We start from the raw sequence: 251 nt of genomic DNA on the forward strand, positions 1-251 counted from the left end.
GGGGTCTACGGACTCATCAAACCGCAAGGCACCGTGGGTGATTCGAATATCATCGTGAGCAAGAAGGCCGGCGCGATGTATGTCGTCGTCGACGGCACGTTGCATCCGGTGCTCAATCTCGCCTCCGCGCGGTTGATCAGCGACAGCGACGAATCGCCGAAGTCGATCGCCGAGAAGAAGCTCACCGGCTATCCACGGGGTCCGCTGCTCGGGATACCCGGTGCGCCGGTCGCGTTGCCTGGACCAGGGTC

Annotated in this window: 1 protein-coding gene; it reads left to right on the top strand. The window is 62.9% G+C overall.

The annotated features are described in order from the left end of the window. Positions 1–251, top strand: a 251-nt coding sequence (locus tag SB717_RS38075; RefSeq protein WP_410908368.1) for a type VII secretion protein EccB, incomplete at both ends; no start/stop codon positions are given.

Source organism: Priestia sp. SIMBA_032, assembly GCF_046535215.1.
In the GTDB taxonomy this organism is placed as follows: domain Bacteria; phylum Bacillota; class Bacilli; order Bacillales; family Bacillaceae_H; genus Priestia; species Priestia aryabhattai.